Below are 12,736 nucleotides of genomic sequence, written 5' to 3'. Positions count from 1 at the left end.
CCCGCGCCGCTTCAAGCGTCAGGCCTGATCCTGTGCCAGCGGGTGATGCTCCAGCACCAGTTCTTGCAGCCGGGCGTCCAATACGTGTGTGTAAATCTCGGTGGTGGCAATGTCGGCGTGCCCCAGAAGCGCCTGTATCGCGCGCAGGTCGGCGCCATTGGCCAGCAGGTGGGTGGCGAACGCATGGCGCAGCGTGTGGGGGGTGACCTTGTCCGGTGAGACGCCGCCGGTCACTGCCAGTTCCTTGATCAGCAGGTAGAAGCGGTGCCGGGTCAGGTGGCCGGATTTGCCGCGCGATGGGAACAGGAAGCGGGAGGCCGGGTTGCCCTTCGCTTCGCGCGCGGCCTCTGCCTCGTCACGGACTTGCAGCCAGACTGCCAGCGCCTCGCGCGCGGGCGGCGACAGCGGCACCATGCGCTCCTTGCCGCCCTTACCCATGATCAGCAGCATCCGCGGGTCGCCGCGGGCAGCGGAGACCGGCAGCGACACCAGCTCGGTCACCCGCATGCCGGTGGCATAGAGCAGCTCCATCAGGCAGGTGTTGCGCAGCCGGTCGGCCTTGCTCCGGCCGGTCTGGCGGGCGGCCTCCAGCAGGCGGTCGACCTCGATCACCTCGAGCGTCTTTGGCAGCCGTTTCTCGCGGCCCGGTCCCCGGATCTGGATCGCTGGATTGTCTTCGCGCCAGCCTTCCTCAAAGGCGAAGCGGTAGATCTGCTTGACCGCCGACAGCCGCCGGGCCCGGGTGGAGCGCGCCAGCCCTTGGGCGTCGCAATTGATCAGATAGGCCTCGATATCGTCCTGGGAGGCGGTGAGGAAATCCAGGGAGCGGTGCTCCAGCCAGGCGGTCAGGTCCTTGAGGTCGCGGCCATAGGCCAGGAGCGTGTTCTGCGAGGCGCCGGTCTCTGCTGCCTGGGCATCGAGGAAGGTAGAGATCCATTGGAAGTTCGCGGAAGGAGCTGCCATGTCACTGACGCTCCAGCAGCATCAGCTGCAATGAGGCGCGCCGGGCGGTGTCCTCCAGCCCAACCGCACGGAAAGCGGCCAGCGCGGCGGTCAGGTCGCCCAGGTTGCCGTCGGAACCTTGCGCAAACAGCACCATGCTGCGCAGGATCGCTTCGCCCAGCTGGCCATTGTCCAGCAGCTGCCGGATCACGGCCGGGACGGGCGGTTCTGCGGCGAATCCCAGCGCAATGGCTTCCGCCAGCGGCGACGGGGCCGGGACCTCGCCGGGGCGTCCGCGGGCGAGGCTTGCCAAGAACTGCTCCCGGGTTCCTTCCGCGGGGGCGTCATGCGCGGCCAGTTCATAGAGCGGAGACAACAGGCGGATACGCCAGGCCAGCGCTTTGACGGGGCCGTCCAGCCCGGCGCGCGCCAGCGGCTCGGCAAAGAGGTCGGCAAAAACGGTCTCGGTGCCCGCCTGCTGCATCGCCTCCCATGCGCGGGGCAGGGAAGCGGCAACTGCTTCGGCACGGCCGGAATTCAGGTCGTGCTCCAACTGCTGCACCGCTGCAACCCGGTCCCAGATGCCGCCCGATGCGGCCGGTTTGCGGTCGCTGAACAGGCCGAGATACTGATTGGGGTTGAGCGCGCCGCCGCGGGCCAGCCGCTCCGCCGCTTCCAGCTGCGCTTTCCAGCCGGCAATGTCGCGCAGATCCGCCGCGGCAAAGGCCGGCGGCAGCGGCGACGTGGGCATCGGCTCGCCAATCGTTTCGAACAGGCGGAAGGTCAGCGGATCCGGTTCCGCCGGATGGGGCAGCGGCGGCGCCCCCTCAAACAGGTCGGGATTGAGGAAACGGTCCAGCAGGTCCATCCGCTCCTTGGGCAGCAGTTCCAGCGCATGGGCGGTTTCCAGCATCAGCGCCGCAGTCGGCCAGTCGCCGCGCCGCGCCGCACAAAAGATCCTGTCGTCATAGCTGTCCGTCAAATGCGGCTCGGCGGCCAGTGCCTTGCAGGAGGCATCCTCGCTGCCGGTCAGCAGAGTGGCATCGAACCAGCGGGCGAACCGCTCCTTGTTTTTGGCCGGGCCAGCATGTTCCGCCAGCGCCTGCGACGGGTCCGCAGCCCCGAGCGCCAGCAGCCGGTCGAGCCGGGCCAGCAGGATCTTGTCCTTGGAGGCTGCAGGCGGGCGGCTTTCCGACAGCAGAAGGGTGAACAGCAGCGCCTGCATCGCCGGGCTGCCGCGCACCGGCACGGTTTCGATCAGGCGGGCGACCTCATCAGCACTGCTGCCGCGCCACATGTCGGGCGGAAGCCCCGTTGCGGCAGCCGGAACCAGCCCGACAGGCGGCAGCAGCGCCTCCAGCGGGGTGACGGACACCGGCGGCACCGTCGCGGTGCCGGTGACCGGCGGTTCCAGCAGAACGGTGCCGGGCAGGCCGCTGCGCGGCTGCGGCTGGTTCAGCCAGTCAATCGCTGCCAGAGGCTCGTTGGCGAAGGCATTGCCTGCCAGCATGACCCCTGCGGCAGCCGCCTTAATCCGCATTCAGCACCACCGGCTTGCGCACTTCGGTGCTGGGCGCGCGGAAATCGGCGCCGAACCACGGCCCCACATAGGCGTAGCCAACCAGCCCGATACCGGCCAGAACTACCAAATAGACCAGATACTTAATCAAACGCCCCATATCGTGTCCAATGCCTGTTTCCTGCTCTTTTGACCAAGTTATATATTCCCTTTTGCGCAAGATCACGTCATTCACTGAAGAATGAGCGAAAAAGAGCAAATCAGCGGCCAGAAGGCGGCGGGCCCGGTGCCTGGGCAACTGAAGAAAACCATCGTGATGGTGGGGATGATGGGGGCCGGCAAGACCGCTGTGGGGCGGGCGCTGGCGGCCCGGCTGGATGTGCCCTTTCTGGACAGCGACCATGAGATCGAGGCCGCTGCCAACATGACCATCCCGGAGATTTTCGCCCGCGACGGCGAGCCGTTTTTCCGCCAGAAGGAGCGGCAGGTGATTGCCCGCCTGCTGGAAGAGGAGCGCGGAGTGCTGTCGACCGGCGGCGGCGCGTTCCTGGCGCAGGAGAACCGTGAGGTGATCACCGCCAAAGGGGTTTCTGTCTGGCTGGACGCAGGTTTGGATGTGCTGTGGAACCGTGTCCGCCACCGCGACACCCGGCCGCTGCTGCGCACCGCCGATCCCTATGCGACGCTTCGGGGCCTGTACGAGCAGCGGGTGCCGCTTTATGCCAAGGCCGATCTGACGGTTGCCTCTGACGGCCAGGCCGCAATCGAAACCATGGTTGACCGCGTGCTGGACGCCTTGAAGGCACGCCCCGATGTACTGGAGTGGAAATGATGGAACGTACGGTTCACGTGCCTCTGGGCGACCGCGCCTATGACGTCGTGATCGGGCCCGGGCTGCTGGCGCAGGCGGGCGAGCGTATCAGGCCGCTGCTGAAACGGCCGCAGGTGGCGGTGCTGACCGACGAGACCGTGGCGGAGAAGCACCTGGACGCTTTGCGCGCCGGGCTGGCGGCTGCGGGCGTGGAGATGACGGCGCTGGCGCTGCCGCCGGGCGAGGCGACCAAGGGCTGGCCGCAATTCACGCGGTCGGTGGAGTGGCTCTTGGAACAGAAGGTGGAGCGGGGCGACGTGGTTGTCGCCTTTGGCGGCGGGGTGATCGGTGACCTGGCCGGTTTTGCCGCTGCTGTTCTGCGCCGCGGAGTGCGGTTTGTGCAGATCCCGACCTCGCTTTTGGCGCAGGTCGACAGTTCCGTGGGCGGCAAGACCGGCATCAACGCGCCGCAGGGCAAGAACCTGATCGGCGCCTTCCACCAGCCGTCGCTGGTGCTGGCCGATACCTCGGTTCTTGAAACGCTGAAGCCGCGCGACTTCCTGTCCGGCTATGGCGAAGTGGTGAAATACGGGCTGCTGGGCGATGCGGCGTTCTTTGCCTGGCTCGAGGAAAACGGCCCGGCCCTGGCGGCTGGCGATGTCGCCGCACGGGTCGAGGCGGTGGCGCGCTCGGTGCAGATGAAGGCGGACATCGTCGTGCGCGATGAGACGGAGCAGGGCGACCGGGCGCTGCTCAATCTGGGGCATACTTTCTGCCATGCGCTGGAGGCCGCGACCGGCTATTCGGACCGGCTGCTGCATGGCGAGGGCGTGGCGATCGGCTGCGCGCTGGCGTTTGAGCTGTCGGCGAAACTGGGGCTGTGTTCCCAGGAAGACCCCAGCCGGGTGCGGGCGCATCTGAAGGCGATGGGAATGAAGACCGATCTGGCGGATATCCCCGGCGAGCTGCCCGGCGCCGAGGCGCTGCTGGAGCTGATGGGGCAGGACAAGAAGGTTGTCGCGGGCCAGCTGCGGTTCATCCTGGCGCGCGGCATTGGCGAGGCCTTTGTGACCGGAGACGTGCCGCCGGAGCAGGTCCTGTCGGTGCTGCGCAGCGCCGGCGCCTGACGGGCGGGATTAGACAGGAAACCAAGAGGGCAGCCGCAGTGGCTGCCCTGTTTGTATTCAGTGCCGGCGGCGGCCCGGCTCAGGCCGCGGCGCTGCCGGAGGCAAATCCGGGCTGACCGGCGTCAAAGCCGATGGTCATGTGCGGCTCCGCTCTGCCGGACGGGCGGGTCAGCACGGGCAGCGGGCCAGACGCCCGGGGAACGGTGAACTGGGTGACGAGTACCCGCAGATCCTGCGCCTGCTCCGAAAGGGAGGTGGTGGCGGCGGTGGTCTGCTCGGCCATGGCGGCATTCTGCTGTGCCATCACTTCCAGCTCGCCGACGGCAGTATTGACATCGCCCATCTGCACCGACTGTTCCTTGATGTTGGCGGCGATTTCTACGGCCAGGCTGGAAATTTCCCCGACCTGTTCGTTCACGCTGGACATCGCCTGGCCTGCCTGATCGACCAGCGAGGCGCCGTTCTTGACCTGTTCGGAGCTGCGGGCGGTAAGCTCGTCGATCTGCTGCACCGCATCCGCACAGCGCTGCGCAAGCATCCGGACCTCGCTGGCGACCACCGCAAAGCCGCGGCCGGCGTCCCCGGCCCTGGCCGCCTCGACCCCGGCATTCAGCGCCAGCAGGTTGGTCTGAAGGGCGATATCCTGGATCACCTTGGTGATCTGCGAGATTTCCTGAGAGGATTCCTGCAGCTTGTCCATGGCGGCAACGGTTTTTCTCACCACTTGGTCGCAGGATTTGACTTGGTTCCGGGCACTGTCCGCCAGGTGTTCGGCACGATCCGCGTTTCTTGCCGAATCCTGCACGCTGGCGGTCAAGTCGCGCATGGCTTGCGTGGTCTTCTCCAGCGTCGCCAACTCGGCCTCGGTGCGGTGTGCCAGATCTGTTGAGGCTTCTGCGATCGACCGGGTGCTTTCGTCGACGCTCGTGCTCAGTTCGCCGATGGCGGAGAGTGCTTCACTCAGCGCGTGCAGGGAGTTGTTGAAGTCCGTGCGGATCGATTTGAACTGCTCTGGGAAGACCTCTTTGATCGGGTGGTCCAGCCGCTTGTTCTGCAGATCCGTCAACGCTGCGCCGATACGGCGGGCCACCAGCAGAACTTCTTCGCGGCGTGTCCGTTCGATCCGGGTTTCCTCTGCCTGTTTCTGCTGGGTCACCGTGCGCAGTTCGACGACATTGCGGGCGACTGCGCCGATCTCGTCCCGGCGGCCCGCGCCGGGAACCTCGGTGCTGGCGTCACCTTTGGCAAGTTTCCTCAAGGCGCTGTTCAGCACGGACAGCCCCTTGGTCATATCGCGGGCGACGACCAGGCTGAGGGCGAGAACGGCCGCAAGCAGTACCGCAGCAAGGACGGCCATTTCGGTCAGCTGCTGATTGTTCTGCGCGTCGTACGCCGCCATGCCGTCTTTGAGGTTCTGAATTAGGGCGGTTTCTCTGCCGCGCAGGACCTTCAGCATGTCTGTCGCGGCTGCGAACCACGCGTCCCCGTTCATGCCCGAGAGGTCGCCGCCGGTCAAAATTGCCTGCTGAAATTCCTCAAACCCCTTCACCTCAGGGGTGCTTTTCAGGCTGTTCACCGCGGCGCGTTCTTCGGCGGTGGCAAAGTCGAGAAAACGTGCCAGACGTTCTTTGAAGCGCTCGTGGCTGACGGCAAAAGCCTGAAAATCAGCGGGCGTCCAGCCATTGGCAAACCCGACAGCGCCGGCAGCGCGTTCAAGCCCGGCCGCATCCTTGGCCCGCAAATAGAGCGACAGGGCAACAGCCTCGTTGAAGATGCCGGGGTCGTCGATTGTTTGGGCTATGGACAGCCCGGTCTGGATCAGCGCGGTGTTCAAAGCGGTGTAATATCCGACCGCGGCGCGCACAGGTAAGGACCGGGCGGCGATCTGCTGGCGGATACCCTCTATCCGGTCCAGTTCCGTTTGTGCAACGCCGATGGACTGAAGGGCCTCGCCGCTCAGCTGGCCGCGTTCGATACCTTTGAGGCGGGAGAGAAATCCGGCCATAGCGGCGTCATTCTTCTTGCGGATACCAAGCAGCGCTTCCGGCATCGCCGCAGAGGCTCCGCCAAGGTAGCCTGCGCTCATCCCGCGTTCGACCTGCAGCGTGTGCACAAGGCTGCTGGTGCTGTCCAGCAGCTCCCCGGCCAGCACAGTGTTCACCTGTGCGCGCTGGTACAGTTCGACCAGCTTGTTACCCATAAACCAGAGGCTGAGGAGCAGCGGCGCTGCCAGCAGCATTGTGATCTTCACCCTTATGGAGAGGTGCCGCAAAAAGCGCATACTCATAACCAGAACCTTTGTCACACATTTATCGCCATAATTGCATTCAGCATGCATCCGGTCTCTTAATATTCGGCTACTTGGGAGAACGGGGCGGCGCACGTCCGGAACGCCCGGGCCAACCGGCTCGAAGTCAACCGGCGGTGTGGTGGTCAGTTCGGCATACCTTTGAAACTTCTGGGAAAATGCGAAGAGTGCGAAGGAGCATCCGCCTGCCGGCCCTGTTTTTTCCGAAGGGGGCGGCGCCGCCGCCGGGGCAGGAGGCTGCCGTGCAAACCGTTAAAACACCGGAAAGCACCGCGACAATTTTAAAAGCTCCCAAGGCTGACCGCCTGGGAGCTCCTCTGTGTTCGGAAATGGCAGGCTTGCCGAGGCGGCTGGCCTTAGAACGGAATTTCGTCGTCGTCGATGTTGTGGGAGGCGCCGCCGCCGTATCCGCCGCCACTGCTGCTGCCGCCGCCTTGCGAACCGCTGTCATAGCCGCCGCCGTAGCCGCCGCCCTGACTGCCGCCGCCGTAGCCGCCACCGCCCTGGCCGCCGCCGTAACCGCCGCCGCCGCCGCCTTCGCCACGGCCGTCAAGCATGGTCAGGGTCGAACCGAAGCCCTGCAGCACCACCTCGGTCGAATACCGGTCCTGGCCGCTTTGGTCCTGCCACTTGCGGGTCTGCAGCTGGCCTTCGACGTAGACCTTGGAGCCCTTGCGCAGATATTGTTCCGCGACGCGCACCAGGCCCTCGTTGAAAATCGCGACGGAGTGCCATTCGGTCTTTTCGCGGCGCTCGCCGGTGTTGCGGTCCTTCCAGGTTTCCGAGGTGGCGATGCGCAGGTTGCAGACCTTGCCGCCGTTCTGGAAGCTGCGCACCTCGGGGTCGCGGCCCAGGTTGCCGATGAGCATGACTTTGTTGAGTGAGCCGGCCATAGGGTTCCGTCCTTTAGTTTCTGTTCGTCGTGTACAGCAACGGCCGGGCTCGAATCCGGCCCCGCCGCGTTCCGGCGACAGTATAGCCCCATGACCAGCGTGAAAAGCAGGCATCTGTGGATGCTTTGGACGCCGCCGGCGCGGGATTTGCGGTGGTTCACGCCTGTGTTGCTTTAATTTTGTTTCGCATTGGGTATATTGCCCGCAGTGGGACAGTATCAGGACAGCGGAAATGCGCAAAGCCGTTGCGGGGTTGGTGATCGCGGTCATGGCAGCAGGGCAGCCAGTTGCGGCCGATGTATTGAGCACAAAGAGCAGGCGCGACTTGTTTGCCGCCCACACCAGGGTTCTGGATGGCCGCGCCGCTGCGCAGTACAAGAATTCTGCCAGGCTGCAGCCGCAGACCTACGGGATTCCCTCCGCCGCGGGCACTCTGCCATATAATGGCAAGTACAGGGGGCAGTATCTGGAGATGGCGCGCGCAGCAGCCCGCCAGCATGGAGTGCCAGAGGACCTGTTCCTGCGGCTGGTGCAGCAGGAGAGCAACTGGAACCCGAATGCCAAGTCGCACAAAGGAGCGCTGGGGCTTGCGCAGCTGATGCCTGCCACTGCGCGGGCGCTTGGGGTCAATCCGTCGGTACCAAAGCAGAATCTTGAAGGCGGCGCCCGCTACCTGGCGCGGCAGTTCCGCAAATTCGGCTCCTGGCGGCTGGCTTTGGCGGCGTATAACGCGGGGCCGGAGGCAGTGGTGAAACACGGCGGAGTCCCGCCCTACAAGGAAACCCGTAATTATGTGAGGAAGATCTGGGGCAGCTGAGACGGCTGTTCCCGGCTTGGTTAATACCGCAGTAACACCCCTTAATGCCCCGTTAACTCCGTTCCAGCGTCACGCATTTGCCTTAATTTTTCGTGAAATTGGCGGCGGGAATTGGAGGGTAAGTGTTGTATATCAATAGCTTCGACGAGCGGATCGGCAGGATCAACTGGCAGCCGAGCCCAGTTCCGACCCGGCAGATGATTGACAGCGTCTTGGCCGGGCGGCTGCCGCGGCAGCCGCGCAGTGCGGTGGCAAGCCTGGCGGGGGCTGTGACGGGTATCCTGATCGGTGTCGGCCTGAAGGGCATGATGCTGCCTGGTTCCTCATGGGGACCTGGCACCGGGCTGGCCGGCGCTATTGGCGGCAGCCTTGCCCTGGCGGGGCTGGCGGGTTCTGTGGCCGCAGCGCTTTTTGCGGCTGTCAGGGGCAGCCTTGCGCCGAAGCTGCTGCAGTTTGCGTCAATGAACCTGCTGATGATCGCGGTGCTGCTGCTGAGCTGACACCTGTCAGACCCGCGACTGGCTGTGTCCGGCGCTCCAGCAGGTCTCGGCCGGCCGCAGCTGGGCTCCGCGTGTCCTCTTCACTGCTTGTAAACCATGTGGCCTTAACCTTGTTCCCAAACGGCGGAGCAAGGAGGCCCCATGACCCGGACGCTGGACAAAAGTGCTTTGGCAACATCCCCCCGCAGCGGTCTAGCGGCCGTGGACCAGCTGATGGCCGGGGGCAGGTTCGCGCAGGCGCTGCAGCTGCTCATCCCGGTGCTGAGGTCGGACTTTGGCGACGCAACAGTGCTGGACCGGGCCGCGGTCTGCTATTTCCGGGTAGGCGATTGCCAGACGGCCTTGAAACTGATGGAGCTCCTTCTGGACGCCTTGCCCGCCAACGCGGCGGCCTGGGGAAAGTTCGCGGCCATGAAGGCATCTGCCGGCGACAGGACCGGTGCTGCCGCTGCCTATCGCAAGGCCCTGGAGCTGTCGCCGGAGAATGTCAGTTTCATCGCCGGATTGAACCTGGTGCAGCCGCTTCCGGTCGACAGCCCCCATGTTTCGCGCCTCAAGGCGCTGGCGGCATCCGCCACGGTCTCTGTCGCGGAGCAGGTTCTGGCGCATACAACCCTTGCCAGGATCGAGGAAAAGCAGGGGAACTTCAAACTGGCATTTGCCCATTACAAATCGGCAAATGAACTTAAGGATGCGGATTACGATGCTGAGAGTGTCGGTACGCGTGTGAAGGATCAGGCCAGGGTTTTTGAGGCTTGCCGCGCCGCTGACGCACAGGCAGATGCTGACGTCTCCCGCATGCTGTTTATCACCGGGATGCCGCGTTCTGGAACCACGCTGGTGGAAAGCTCTCTCAGCCGGCATCCAGAGGTTTGCAGCATCGGAGAAAGCAGCGCACTGGACAAGACTGCCGGTGCCGTCCGGCAATATGTTGCGGCCCGCGGCGGCGGCACCGGCTGGTGGGATTGGTTCGGTCAGCTCGACGAGGAGGCAATCCGCCAGTTCCGGGCGTATTTCTACCAATGCGCCTTTCAGAACGAGCGTCCGGAGGGGCGTGTCGTGCTCGACAAGATGCCGCTGAACTGCTTTGAGCTAGGGCTTGCGCATGTTCTGCTGCCCGATGCCAGGTTCGTGTTCATGTCACGGCATCCGCTGGATACCGGCCTGTCAAACTTCAAAACCAATTTTTTCGCGGGCAATGGATTCTCTGCCCGGCTTGAGTGGATCGGCCACATCACCCGCAGCGTTCTGTCGTCGGTTCAGGACTACCAGAGCAAACTGGGCAGCCAATTGCGGATCCAATCCTATGAAGCGCTTGTTTCACACCCCGAGGAGCAGATCCGGGCGCTGCTTGCGCATGCCGGCCTGGACTGGCACGAGGCCTGTTTGCGTCCTGAGGAAAACGAAGCCGCGGTGAACACGGCGTCGCTCCTCCAGGTCCGGGAGAAAATCAACACAGGCGCACTTGGCAAGTGGCGGCGTTACCAGGAAGAGCTTGAGCCTCTGGCCGGTGCGCTTGGCGGATCCGAATGGATCGGCTCATGGCAGGCCTGGGACCGGCAGGCCGCCGGTGCTTGAGTGAAAAAGGCAGGGGCGGGCCCCTGCCTGATGTCTAGACTTGAGATTGCGCGGCTTTACTCAGCGGCGACCTTGATCACCGGTGTCATCCGCTCCAGCACCTCGTCGCTCAGGTGGCATTTGACCTGATGGCCATCACCCAGCTGACGCACCGGCGGCACCTCGCGCTCGCACAATCCGCCCGGCACTTCTGACTTCCAGCGGCAGCGGGTCTGGAACGGGCAGCCCGGGGGAGGGTTCATCGCCGACGGGATGTCGCCTTCCAGAACGATATGCTCCTTTTCGACCGAGGTATCCGCAATCGGCACAGCCGACAGCAGGGCTTCGGTATAGGGGTGGTAGGGCGGTGCGAACACTTGGTCGGTGGTGCCGAGCTCCACCACATGGCCCAAATACATCACCATCACCCGGTCCGACAGGTAGCGCACGATCGACAGGTCGTGCGAAATGAACAGCAGTGTGGTCTTTTCCTTGCGCTGGATCTCCATCAGGAGATCGGTGACGGCGGCCTGAACCGACACGTCCAGCGCCGAGACCGGCTCATCCGCCACGACAATGCGGGCGCCGCCGGCAAAGGCGCGGGCGATGCCCACACGCTGCTTCTGACCGCCCGAGAGCTGCCGCGGCATCCGGTCGGCAAAGGCCCGCGGCAGTTTCACCAGGTCGAGCAGTTCCAGCATCTTCTTGCGGCGTTCGGCCTCGGAACCGCCCACCCCGAAGATTTCCAGCGCCCGCATGATCTGGCGGCCCACAGTCATCGACGGATTTAGCGTGTCGAACGGGTTCTGGAACACCATCTGCACGTCAGAGACGGTCTTGGTGTCGCGCTCCTCGATCGGGATCTGCTCGATATTGCGGTTATCCAGCAGGATCTGGCCCTCGGTTGCGGTTTCCAGACCCATCAGCACCTTGGCAAAGGTGGATTTGCCGCAGCCGGATTTGCCGACGATGGCGAGGGTTTCAGACTCGCGCGCCTCAAAGCTCAGCGTCTCGTTGGCCTTCACAACCTTCTTCTCACCGCCGCCGAACAGCGCATTGGCGGCAACCTCATAGTATTTCTTGAGGTTGTCCATCTTCAGCACGACGTTGCCGGGCGCGGTCTTTTCCTTCTGCTCGCCCAGCGTCAGCGGCGCGTTCCAGTCGATCTCCTCGAACCGCAGGCAGCGGGTCTCGTGCCGGTCATTGCCCTTTACCGGCCGCATCGGGATCACCTGGTCGGCATCGCAGCGGCCTTCTTCGAAATAGTCGCAGCGGGGGCCGAAGTTGCAGCCAGGCGGCCGTTCGTGGGGCAGGGGGAAGTTGCCAGGGATCGCGACCAGCGGCCGGGCGTTTTTGTCAGCGCCGGGCAGCGGGATCGAGCGGAACAGCGCCTGGGTATAGGGATGCTGCATCTCGTCGAAGACGTCGTGGATCGAGCCGCGTTCCACGGCCTCTCCGGAATACATCACACACAAGCGGTCGCAGGTCTCCAGAACCAGTCCTAGGTTATGGGAGATGAACAGCATCGAGGTGCCGTATTTCTTGCCCAGATCCTTGACCAGCTCAACCACCGCGGCCTCCACCGTCACGTCGAGCGCGGTGGTGGGCTCATCAAGGATCAGCAGCGAGGGTTTCGACATCAGGGCCATCGCGATCACGATACGCTGCTGCTGGCCGCCCGACAGCTGGTGCGGGAAGGAATTCAGCATCCGCTCCGGGTCGGGCAGGCGCACGTCGGTGACCACTTCCAGGGCGCGCTGATAGGCTTCCTTCTCGCTGACGCCTTCGTGGATCATCGGCACTTCCATCAGCTGCTTGCCGATCTTCATCGCCGGATTGAGCGAGGCCATCGGCTCCTGATAGATCATCGCGATCTCATTGCCGCGGATGTCGCGCAGCTCTTCCGCGCTCATCTCGCTCAGGTCGCGCCCCTTGAACTTGATGGTCCCGCCGACAATGCGGCCGTTCTTGCCCAGGTCCTGCATCACCCCCAGCGCCACGGTGGATTTGCCGCAGCCGCTTTCGCCGACCAGGCCCACGGCCTCGCCCGGCTGCACCGCCACGGAGAAATCCATCACCGCGGGGATTTCGCGCAGACGGGTGAAGAAGGAGATCGACAGCTTGTCAATCTCCAGGATCGGGCCGTTGTAGTCTGCCATTTTGATCATGTTCTTGTCTCCCTGTTGAGGCTGGAAGGAACCGGATCCCTTTCATCTGGCCTCAAATATCCCGGGGGTCCGGGGGCTGGCCCCCGGTCCCGCC

Annotated in this window: 11 protein-coding genes; 5 read left to right on the top strand and 6 right to left on the bottom strand. The window is 64.4% G+C overall.

The window, feature by feature from the left end; genetic code table 11:
- Positions 1–18: 18 nt before the first annotated feature.
- The 3 genes from ACXAED_RS19175 to ACXAED_RS19165 are packed head-to-tail and all read right to left on the bottom strand — an operon-like array spanning position 19 to position 2,621.
- The gene (locus ACXAED_RS19175) at positions 19–963 is read right to left on the bottom strand and encodes a site-specific tyrosine recombinase XerD (RefSeq protein ID WP_475052424.1); all 945 of its coding nucleotides are present in this window, start codon (positions 961–963) and stop codon (positions 19–21) included.
- Between the two features lies 1 nt (position 964).
- On the bottom strand, positions 965–2,482 hold the full coding sequence (locus tag ACXAED_RS19170; RefSeq protein WP_475052421.1) for a hypothetical protein: 1,518 nt from the start codon (positions 2,480–2,482) through the stop codon (positions 965–967).
- Complete coding sequence (locus ACXAED_RS19165) at positions 2,472–2,621, bottom strand: hypothetical protein (RefSeq protein WP_167332331.1); 150 nt, start codon at positions 2,619–2,621, stop codon at positions 2,472–2,474. Before ACXAED_RS19165 ends, ACXAED_RS19170 begins: the two co-directional genes overlap by 11 nt.
- Before the next feature lie 81 nt (positions 2,622–2,702).
- On the opposite strand from ACXAED_RS19165, the gene ACXAED_RS19160 reads away from it, so the two are divergent.
- Together ACXAED_RS19160 and aroB are read left to right on the top strand one after the other, a co-directional pair.
- Positions 2,703–3,293: a shikimate kinase gene (locus ACXAED_RS19160; RefSeq protein ID WP_475052418.1), complete on the top strand. Its 591-nt coding sequence runs from the start codon at positions 2,703–2,705 to the stop codon at positions 3,291–3,293.
- A complete protein-coding gene (aroB, locus tag ACXAED_RS19155) occupies positions 3,293–4,399 on the top strand; it encodes a 3-dehydroquinate synthase (protein WP_475052416.1) in 1,107 nt (368 codons plus the stop codon). Before ACXAED_RS19160 ends, aroB begins: the two co-directional genes overlap by 1 nt.
- 79 nt (positions 4,400–4,478) lie before the next feature.
- Here the strand turns inward: aroB and ACXAED_RS19150 are convergent, their stop codons facing one another.
- Positions 4,479–6,638 carry a methyl-accepting chemotaxis protein gene (locus ACXAED_RS19150; RefSeq protein WP_475052413.1) on the bottom strand — a complete coding sequence of 720 codons (2,160 nt, stop codon included), beginning with the start codon at positions 6,636–6,638 and terminating at the stop codon, positions 4,479–4,481.
- Positions 6,639–7,063: 425 nt separating this feature from the next.
- Positions 7,064–7,600: a single-stranded DNA-binding protein gene (ssb, locus tag ACXAED_RS19145; RefSeq protein ID WP_475052410.1), complete on the bottom strand. Its 537-nt coding sequence runs from the start codon at positions 7,598–7,600 to the stop codon at positions 7,064–7,066.
- 232 nt (positions 7,601–7,832) lie between these two features.
- On the opposite strand from ssb, the gene ACXAED_RS19140 reads away from it, so the two are divergent.
- From ACXAED_RS19140 to ACXAED_RS19130, 3 genes are all read left to right on the top strand, one after another.
- Entirely contained in the window at positions 7,833–8,417 is a 585-nt protein-coding gene (locus ACXAED_RS19140) for a lytic transglycosylase domain-containing protein (RefSeq protein ID WP_475052407.1), read from the top strand.
- Between the two features lie 125 nt (positions 8,418–8,542).
- Positions 8,543–8,917, top strand: coding sequence for a hypothetical protein (locus ACXAED_RS19135; RefSeq protein WP_475052405.1), 375 nt, complete (start codon positions 8,543–8,545; stop codon positions 8,915–8,917).
- Between the two features lie 141 nt (positions 8,918–9,058).
- A complete protein-coding gene (locus ACXAED_RS19130) occupies positions 9,059–10,495 on the top strand; it encodes a tetratricopeptide repeat-containing sulfotransferase family protein (RefSeq protein WP_475052402.1) in 1,437 nt (478 codons plus the stop codon).
- A 56-nt stretch (positions 10,496–10,551) separates the two neighbouring features.
- Here ACXAED_RS19130 and ACXAED_RS19125 read toward each other — a convergent pair whose 3' ends face one another.
- Positions 10,552–12,642: a dipeptide ABC transporter ATP-binding protein gene (locus ACXAED_RS19125; protein ID WP_475052400.1), complete on the bottom strand. Its 2,091-nt coding sequence runs from the start codon at positions 12,640–12,642 to the stop codon at positions 10,552–10,554.
- Between the last annotated feature and the right edge of the window lie 94 nt (positions 12,643–12,736).

It is taken from the genome of Leisingera sp. ABM4_103 (assembly GCF_056158685.1).
Note: the sequence above shows the minus strand (reverse complement) of the source record. Positions and strands in the feature narration are given on the sequence as shown.